Annotated in this window: 9 protein-coding genes; 4 read left to right on the top strand and 5 right to left on the bottom strand. The window is 38.7% G+C overall.

All coding sequences use genetic code 11. The features are described 5' to 3' along the window. Window positions 1-50 precede the first annotated feature (50 nt). The 5 genes from PVV59_RS06765 to xth form a co-directional block, all read right to left on the bottom strand. Window positions 51-797 (bottom strand): amino acid ABC transporter ATP-binding protein, encoded by a 747-nt coding sequence (locus PVV59_RS06765; protein WP_273755399.1) that lies wholly within the window; start codon window positions 795-797, stop codon window positions 51-53. Between the two features lie 11 nt (window positions 798-808). After that, entirely contained in the window at window positions 809-1,525 is a 717-nt protein-coding gene (locus tag PVV59_RS06770) for an amino acid ABC transporter permease (protein ID WP_273755400.1), read from the bottom strand. Between the two features lie 2 nt (window positions 1,526-1,527). Next, complete coding sequence (locus PVV59_RS06775; RefSeq protein WP_273755401.1) at window positions 1,528-2,280, bottom strand: amino acid ABC transporter permease; 753 nt, start codon at window positions 2,278-2,280, stop codon at window positions 1,528-1,530. Window positions 2,281-2,420: 140 nt separating this feature from the next. Continuing rightward, complete coding sequence (locus PVV59_RS06780; RefSeq protein WP_273755402.1) at window positions 2,421-3,326, bottom strand: transporter substrate-binding domain-containing protein; 906 nt, start codon at window positions 3,324-3,326, stop codon at window positions 2,421-2,423. Window positions 3,327-3,449: 123 nt separating this feature from the next. Next, window positions 3,450-4,232 (bottom strand): exodeoxyribonuclease III, encoded by a 783-nt coding sequence (gene xth, locus PVV59_RS06785; protein ID WP_273755403.1) that lies wholly within the window; start codon window positions 4,230-4,232, stop codon window positions 3,450-3,452. A gap of 491 nt (window positions 4,233-4,723) precedes the next feature. Between xth and rpsL the strand changes: the two genes are divergently transcribed. From rpsL to PVV59_RS06805, 4 genes are all read left to right on the top strand, one after another. Beyond that, window positions 4,724-5,095, top strand: coding sequence for a 30S ribosomal protein S12 (rpsL, locus tag PVV59_RS06790; protein ID WP_004859227.1), 372 nt, complete (start codon window positions 4,724-4,726; stop codon window positions 5,093-5,095). Window positions 5,096-5,113: 18 nt separating this feature from the next. Continuing rightward, window positions 5,114-5,584, top strand: a complete 471-nt coding sequence (gene rpsG / locus PVV59_RS06795; protein ID WP_273755404.1) for a 30S ribosomal protein S7 — start codon at window positions 5,114-5,116, stop codon at window positions 5,582-5,584. Between the two features lie 24 nt (window positions 5,585-5,608). Continuing rightward, window positions 5,609-7,693 (top strand): elongation factor G, encoded by a 2,085-nt coding sequence (gene fusA, locus PVV59_RS06800; RefSeq protein WP_273755405.1) that lies wholly within the window; start codon window positions 5,609-5,611, stop codon window positions 7,691-7,693. Between the two features lie 63 nt (window positions 7,694-7,756). Next, window positions 7,757-7,882, top strand: a 126-nt coding sequence (locus PVV59_RS06805; protein WP_244455647.1) for a GTP-binding protein, incomplete at its 3' end; no start/stop codon positions are given.

Raw genomic sequence — 7,882 nt, forward strand, 5'->3', positions numbered from 1 at the left:
TTTTATATTCAAGTTTATAGTAGAGAGAGCTTTTTCCGATGATATAACGGCTAATGACTTAGGATTTTAGACAAAAATTCTTGCGTTCTTGGTGTTCTGTCTTGCTGATTAGAAAAGAACTCTTTAGATAAACAGTCTTCAAGAATTGTTCCTTGATCCATGAAAATAACACGCTCCGAGACTTTTTGTGCAAATCCCATTTCATGGGTTACACAAATCATCGTCATTCCTTCTTCTGCTAAACTGATCATGACGTCAAGTACTTCACCTACCATTTCAGGATCTAAAGCAGAGGTTGGTTCATCAAAAAGCATAACAAGTGGATCCATGGTTAAGGCACGTGCAATAGCAACACGCTGTTGTTGCCCTCCAGAAAGTTGTCCCGGATATTTGTCTTTATGTTCAAGGAGCCCAACGCGTTCAAGATATAACAAACCACGTTCAAGTGCTTCTTTTTTACTTCGTTTCAGGACTTTTATTTGTGCAATTGTCAAATTTTCTGTGACAGATAAATGAGGAAAAAGTTCGAAATGCTGAAAGACCATTCCTACATGGCTGCGCAATTTAGGCAGATTTGTTTTTTTTGAATGAATTGGTGTTCCATTAATCCAAATTTCACCTTTTTGAAAAGGGACGAGAGCGTTAATCGTTTTAATGAGTGTTGATTTTCCTGAGCCTGATGGTCCACAAACGACAACCACTTCTCCTTTGTTAATATTGGTTGTACAATTTTTAAGAACGTTAATTTCGCCATACCAATTAGAAACATTTTTTACTTCGATCATATGCGTAGACATTTTTTTTCCTGTTAGCGAATAATGGATACTTTTTTTTGTAAATATAAAACGATTTGTGACAATGTAAAACAGATCACAAAATAAAAAATAGCTGCTAAAATATAAGCCTCTTGTTTTACACCAAAATTATTAGCAGCAATATCAAAGCCATTCAAAAGGCTATGACCACTGATGGCGTACACGAGGGTTGTATCCTGAAAAAGGATAATGACTTGTGTTAAAAAGACAGGAAGCATATCTCTAAAAGCTTGAGGAAGAATGACAATATACATACTTTGCCAATAATTCATCCCAAGAGCTTGTCCCGCATATTTTTGTCCTTGCGGAACTGAATTGATACCAGCCCGCATAATTTCAGCAAAATAAGCCGTTTCAAATGCGGTAAAGGTAATAAGTGCTGATTTATTAGCACCGATGGATGTTCCCGTTAAAAAAGGTAGAAGCACAAAAAACCATAAGATAACCATCACAAGTGGTATTGAACGCATCGCTGTTATGTAAACGATTGCAATCCAAGAAAGAAGTTTTACGGAAGAAAGGCGCATCATCGCTAAAAGTGTGCCGAAAACAAATCCTAATACCGTTGCAAAAAGTGTTAGAAAAACGCTAAAGAGTAAACCTGATAAAATGTAAGAACGAAATACATCAAAGGTAAAAAAGGAAAAATCAAAGTCGGAAAAATTGAAAGGAAAATAAAGTCCAAACTGAGAGCTTATGAAATTTATCATATTCAATTTCCCTTTGTTTGAAAATTAGGAATTTTGAGCATTTGTTCAATAACTGTCATCACAATGAATACAAATAAGGCTATGAGAATATAAAGAATCGTAACAAGTAAATAGTTTTCGTAAACATGACTTACCTCTTCAATTGTTTGGTATTGAAATTGCATGAGCTCATTTATTGAAACAGCGAATGCTATAGATGAATTCTTCACAATGCCCATTGCTTCTGAAGTAAGCGGTGGCATAATTGTACGAATAGCACGTGGTAGTATAATATAGCGATAACTTTGATAAGTTGTAAATCCCATTGCCATAGCAGCATAGCGTTGTCCTGAAGAAATCGCTTCAATGCCTGAGCGAACCTGTTCTGCAATACGTGCCGATGTAAAGAATCCCAATGCACATGTTATTAAGAGAATGGGGGAAAATTTCATCGCTGGGGGATAAATCTTAGGAACAACAAAATACCATAAAAATACCTGTACAAGAAGGGGAATGTTACGCATAACTTCTACCCAAATAGTACCGATAGTGCGAAATATATAATTGATTATCGATGTTTTGGGTAAAGTGCGCATTGTTCCTATAATAACACCACAAAATATAGCTAATATAAGTGAAGAGATGGACAATATAACCGTATTTTTTAAGCCATCAAGAAGTGTATCTAAATAAGTATGACTCACGCCGGGAGTGCCCAAGCATCCTGTTACCAGTGTCTGAGTAAGGTCATCTCTACAAAGGAAAGAAAAATCCATTAATTAATATTCCCTCAAATTAGTCATTCACAAATAGAACGATAAATCAAGCCTATCTACATAAGCAGAATTTATTAAAAAGTGAACTAAAATATAAACCACACTCAATTTTCAAAGAGTGTGGTTCTTCTTTTCAAATTCTATAAATCTTTTTCTGTGTAGCTTTCGCGAGGCTTATTGTTTGGATGATCCCAAGCATATCTCGTCTGTTTTGATAAGGGAAGGTTCATAACAGTATTCGCAGGAGGAATCGGTTTCATGAACCACTTATTATAAAGCTTTTCAAGTGATTCGTCTTTAATCTGACGTAGGATACTGTCATTGATTGCTTGTTCAAATTTTTTGTCATGTAATCTCAGCATGCAGGCGATGGGTTCAACTGAAAGTACGGTGTCAAGAATGACATAATCAGATGGATTCTTTGATTTTGCAATATTTCCAGCGAGAATTGAGGCATCCATAACAAATGCATCGGCACGACCCGATTCGAGTAATAAGAAACTATCTGCGTGATCTTTTCCTTTGATGACCTTAAAGTGAATGTTTTTTGCACGTTTGTTTTTACGAATAAGTTGAACAGATGTCGTACCGGTGGTTGTTGCAACTGTTTTTCCATTTAAATCATCAAGAGATTTAATGTTAGAGTTTTTCTTTACAGCAATCCGAACTTCTTCAACGTATGTTGTATAAGCAAATGCTGCTTCTTTGCTACGTGCAATATCATTTGTTGTTGAGCCACACTCAAAATCATAGGTTTTATTTTTTAAGAGAGGAATTCTATTTTGAGATGTGATAGGAAGATAATGGATTTTAATCGGTTTACCAATTTTTTTTGAGATATCATCAATGATACGTTCTGCCATTTCTGTATGAAAGCCTACATATTTATTATTACCAAGGGCGTAGGCCAACCCCGATGCTTCACGGACTCCTAAAGTGATTTGCCCTGTTTGTTTTATTTTTTCAAACGTATCATTTTCAGCATGCGCGACGCTTGTGAGCCCAATGGCTGCTGCTGCAATAAACATTAACAATGATTTCTTCATTTATGTCCTCCATTTATTCATTTTTATTTTAGTTACTTAAGATATACTGTTTGAATGATGTAGCATAGTTATTTTTCTGAGTGGAATTTTTTTGTGGTCTTATGAAATAAGGGCTATACTTCCTTAATTGATATTAAGATGAATCCAAACAGGAACGTGGTCAGATGGTTTTGGGTATCCCCTTACTTCTGTTTGACTATGAGCGCAAATAAGGTGATCAATTGCTTCTGGTGATAAGAGTAAATGATCAATGCGAATCCCATTATTTTTAGGCCATGCTCCAGCTTGGAAATCCCAAAAACTGAAGGAGGGTGTATCGGTGACATTTCGGATAGCATCGTAAAGACCTAAATGAAGGATACGCTGGAATGCTTTTCTTGTTTTTCGAAGAAATAAGGCATCTTGATTCCATTCTTGAGGTTTTTTTGCATCGCGTGAGGTAGGGATGACATTATAATCGCCGGCTAGAATAAGGGGCTCCTCATACGCAAGCAATGATTTTGCGTGTGCATATAATCTTTCCATCCATTCCATTTTATAGGAATATTTTTCACTCTCAATAGGATTTCCATTTGGCAAATAAAGAGATGCAATACGTACAACACCCTTGTTCGTTGAATAAACGGCTTCAATGTAACGTGTTTGTTCATCATTATCGTTGCCTGGTAATCGACGGATCACCTCATCCGGTGTTTTTTTAGAAAGAATCGCAACGCCATTAAAGCTTTTTTGTCCGTGTGTTTCTATATGGTAACCTAGATTTTCTATTGCATTACGTGGAAAGTTTTCATCAATACTTTTAATTTCCTGTAGACAAACTATGTCTGGCTGACTTTGCTGTAGCCATTGATATAATGTTTCATGTCGTGCTTTTATTCCGGCGATATTCCACGTTGCTATTTTCATGGCACTCATAATTTGATATCAAATATGCAATTCAATTTGCTGCGTTAATATTTTTACCGCAGTCACATTATTGTTTTTAATATAGGCGATATTACTATGGCAAATTAATTTATCAAGAGACCCAATAAAAGCAAATTTAAAGTTTTAAAATTTAATTTATTTTGATTTTTGAAAACTTTCTGCTGTTTAGTTCTTGACGAATGTCTGTGTTCTCGCTATTAGACACCAATGTAACCGATGTCGAAATGATCATTTATTTTGGATATGAAGCAAAAGATCATTTAAGCGGGTGTTAATAGGATTAAAAGCAAATGCTAGTGCAAAAGGCTATTGCCTTCTCTGCTTGTGATCGGGTAGACTGTTTTTAGCAGCTATGCCCGATTTTGTGTGTAGAATTAGGAATCTGTTCTGATTCTGTTGGAGTGGATGAAGGCAGAAATAGAAGTACCCGATTGGGTGAGACGAATGTAGATCGAAAAGAGGAAGGTTGCATGCCTACCGTAAACCAGTTGATTCGCAAGCCGCGTGTAGCGCCAGTTAAACGTAATAAAGTTCCTGCTCTGCAGTCGAATCCGCAGAAGCGTGGTGTTTGTACGCGTGTTTATACAACAACGCCGAAGAAGCCTAATTCTGCTCTTCGTAAAGTTGCTAAAGTTCGTTTGACGAATGGATTTGAAGTGATTGGTTATATTCCTGGAGAGGGACATAATCTTCAAGAGCACTCTGTTGTGATGATCCGTGGTGGTCGTGTGAAAGATTTGCCTGGGGTTCGTTATCACATTATTCGTGGTTTGCTTGATACTCAGGGTGTCAAGAATCGTAAACAGCGTCGTTCAAAGTATGGCGCGAAGCGTCCAAAATAATATTGAGAGACAAAGCTAATGTCCCGTCGTCATAGAGCAGAAAAACGTGAAATTAATCCAGATCCTAAGTTTGGTGATTTGGTTGTTACAAAATTTATGAATGCCATTATGTTTGATGGTAAAAAGTCAGTTGCAGAGCGTATTGTTTATGGTGCGCTTGATTCTGTGGAGAGAAAAGTAAAAACAGATCCTATAGATCTCTTTCATCGGGCTTTAGAGAATGTTGCTCCTCATATTGAGGTTCGTTCTCGTCGTGTTGGGGGGGCTACTTATCAGGTTCCGATTGATGTTCGTCCTGATCGTCGTCAGGCTCTTGCAATTCGTTGGTTAATTTCGGCAGCGCGTGGGCGGAATGAAACAACGATGATTGAGCGTTTATCTGCTGAACTCATGGATGCAGCTAATAATCGCGGTTCTGCCGTGAAAAAGCGTGAAGATGTCCATCGTATGGCTGAGGCTAACCGTGCATTCTCGCATTATCGCTGGTAGAAGTTTTAAACTAAGGCAAATATAATGGCTCGCGAATATAAAATTGAAGATTATCGTAATTTTGGTATTATGGCTCATATTGATGCCGGTAAGACTACGATGACTGAACGTATTCTGTTCTATACGGGTAAGAATCACAAAATCGGTGAGACCCATGATGGTGCTTCTACGATGGACTGGATGGAGCAGGAACAAGAGCGCGGCATTACCATCACATCTGCAGCGACAACGACGTTTTGGGAAGGGCGTGATGGTCGTAAGCGTCGCTTTAATATCATTGATACGCCAGGGCACGTTGATTTTACTATCGAGGTTGAGCGTTCTTTGCGTGTTCTTGATGGGGCGATAGCATTATTGGATGCTAATGCTGGTGTTGAGCCTCAGACAGAAACTGTTTGGCGGCAGGCTGAGAAATATCGTGTTCCCCGCATGGTTTTTGTTAATAAAATGGATAAAATAGGTGCTGATTTCTACCGTAGTGTCGAAATGGTTGGTTCGCGATTAGGGGCTAAAGCACTTGTTTTGCAGTTGCCTATCGGCGCAGAAAATGATTTTGAAGGTGTTGTTGACCTTGTTGAGATGAAGGCTTTAAAGTGGGATGGTTCTATTGGTGCTTCAGCGGTGATAAGTGAAATTCCTTCTGACTTAAAAGAAAAGGCTGAAGAATATCGCGAAAAACTCATTGAAATGGCTGTAGAAGTTGATGAGTCTGCTATGGAGGCTTATTTGGAAGGTGTTATGCCAACCAACGAGCAACTTGTTTCTCTTATCCGTAAGGGAACTGTAGAGGTTCAGTTTCATCCTGTTCTTTGTGGTACAGCTTTTAAAAACAAGGGTGTTCAACCGCTTTTGGATGCTGTTGTTTCCTATCTTCCTTCTCCGATTGATATTCCTGCGATTAAGGGTATTGATGTGAAGACTGAAGCTGAGACGACGCGTGAATCTTCTGATGAAGCTCCGCTCTCTATGCTTGCTTTTAAAATTATGAATGATCCTTTTGTTGGTTCCTTGACTTTCTGTCGTATTTACTCTGGTAAAGTTCACAAAGGTGTTTCTCTTGAAAATACTGTTAAGAAGAAGAAGGAGCGTTTAGGACGTATGCTTCAAATGCATTCAAATTCTCGTGAGGATGTTGAAGAAGCATTTGCTGGTGATATTGTTGCTCTTGCGGGTCTTAAGGAAACAACAACGGGTGATACACTTTGTGATCCTTTAAAGCCTGTTATTTTGGAGCGGATGGAATTTCCTGAGCCCGTTATTGAGATTGCGATTGAACCGAAAACAAAAGCAGATCAGGAGAAAATGGGTATTGCTCTTAATCGTTTGGCTGCGGAAGATCCTTCGTTTCGTGTTAAATCAGATGAGGAATCAGGTCAGACCATTATAGCTGGAATGGGTGAGCTTCATCTTGATATTATTGTCGATCGTATGCGGCGTGAATTTAAGGTTGAAGCAAATGTTGGGCAGCCTCAGGTTGCTTATCGTGAGTCAATTACTAAGATGGCTGAGGTTGATTATACCCATAAGAAACAATCGGGTGGTGCTGGTCAATTTGCTCGTGTGAAAATTGTTTTTGAGCCTCATGAAGGTGATGATTTTATTTTTGAGTCGAAGATTGTTGGTGGTGCTGTCCCTAAAGAATATATTCCGGGCGTTCAAAAGGGGATTGAAAGTGTTATGGGGTCAGGTCCTCTTGCAGGTTTCCCTATGCTTGGTGTAAAAGCTACTCTTATCGATGGTGGGTATCACGATGTTGATTCGTCTGTATTGGCTTTTGAAATTGCTGCTCGTGCAGCTTTTCGTGATGGTGCTAAGAAGGCAGGTGCGCAGCTTCTTGAACCGATCATGAAGGTGGAAGTTGTTACACCAGATGATTATGTTGGTGATGTTATTGGTGATCTCAATTCTCGTCGGGGACAGATTTCAGGAACTGAGGCACGCGGTATTGCAACGGTTGTGAATGCGATGGTTCCATTGGCAAATATGTTTGGTTATGTGAATACCCTTCGCTCTATGAGCCAGGGGCGTGCGCAGTATACAATGCAGTTTGATCATTACGAGCCTGTCCCTTCGGCTGTTGCTTTGGAGATTCAAAAGAAATACGCGTAATTTTAGGTTGGTAAATTAATTTTTAACTTAGTCCTTGGCTTGGACGGAAAATGGAGAGCTCAAATGGCGAAGAGCAAATTTGAACGTACGAAACCGCATGTTAATATAGGTACGATTGGTCACGTTGATCATGGGAAGACTTCGTTGACAGCAGCGATTACGAAATTTTTTGGTGAGTTTAAAGCATAT

This window comes from Bartonella sp. MM73XJBT.G (assembly GCF_028618435.1).
Lineage (GTDB): Bacteria > Pseudomonadota > Alphaproteobacteria > Rhizobiales > Rhizobiaceae > Bartonella.

What these genes read in the sequence shown, in the direction of transcription:
- PVV59_RS06765 (WP_273755399.1), bottom strand. Translation starts at nt 797, where the DNA reads ATGTCTACGCATATGATCGAAGTAAAAAATGTTTCTAATTGGTATGGC.
- PVV59_RS06770 (WP_273755400.1), bottom strand. Translation starts at nt 1,525, where the DNA reads ATGATAAATTTCATAAGCTCTCAGTTTGGACTTTATTTTCCTTTCAAT.
- PVV59_RS06775 (WP_273755401.1), bottom strand. Translation starts at nt 2,280, where the DNA reads ATGGATTTTTCTTTCCTTTGTAGAGATGACCTTACTCAGACACTGGTA.
- PVV59_RS06780 (WP_273755402.1), bottom strand. Translation starts at nt 3,326, where the DNA reads ATGAAGAAATCATTGTTAATGTTTATTGCAGCAGCAGCCATTGGGCTC.
- xth (WP_273755403.1), bottom strand. Translation starts at nt 4,232, where the DNA reads ATGAAAATAGCAACGTGGAATATCGCCGGAATAAAAGCACGACATGAA.
- rpsL (WP_004859227.1), top strand. Translation starts at nt 4,724, where the DNA reads ATGCCTACCGTAAACCAGTTGATTCGCAAGCCGCGTGTAGCGCCAGTT.
- rpsG (WP_273755404.1), top strand. Translation starts at nt 5,114, where the DNA reads ATGTCCCGTCGTCATAGAGCAGAAAAACGTGAAATTAATCCAGATCCT.
- fusA (WP_273755405.1), top strand. Translation starts at nt 5,609, where the DNA reads ATGGCTCGCGAATATAAAATTGAAGATTATCGTAATTTTGGTATTATG.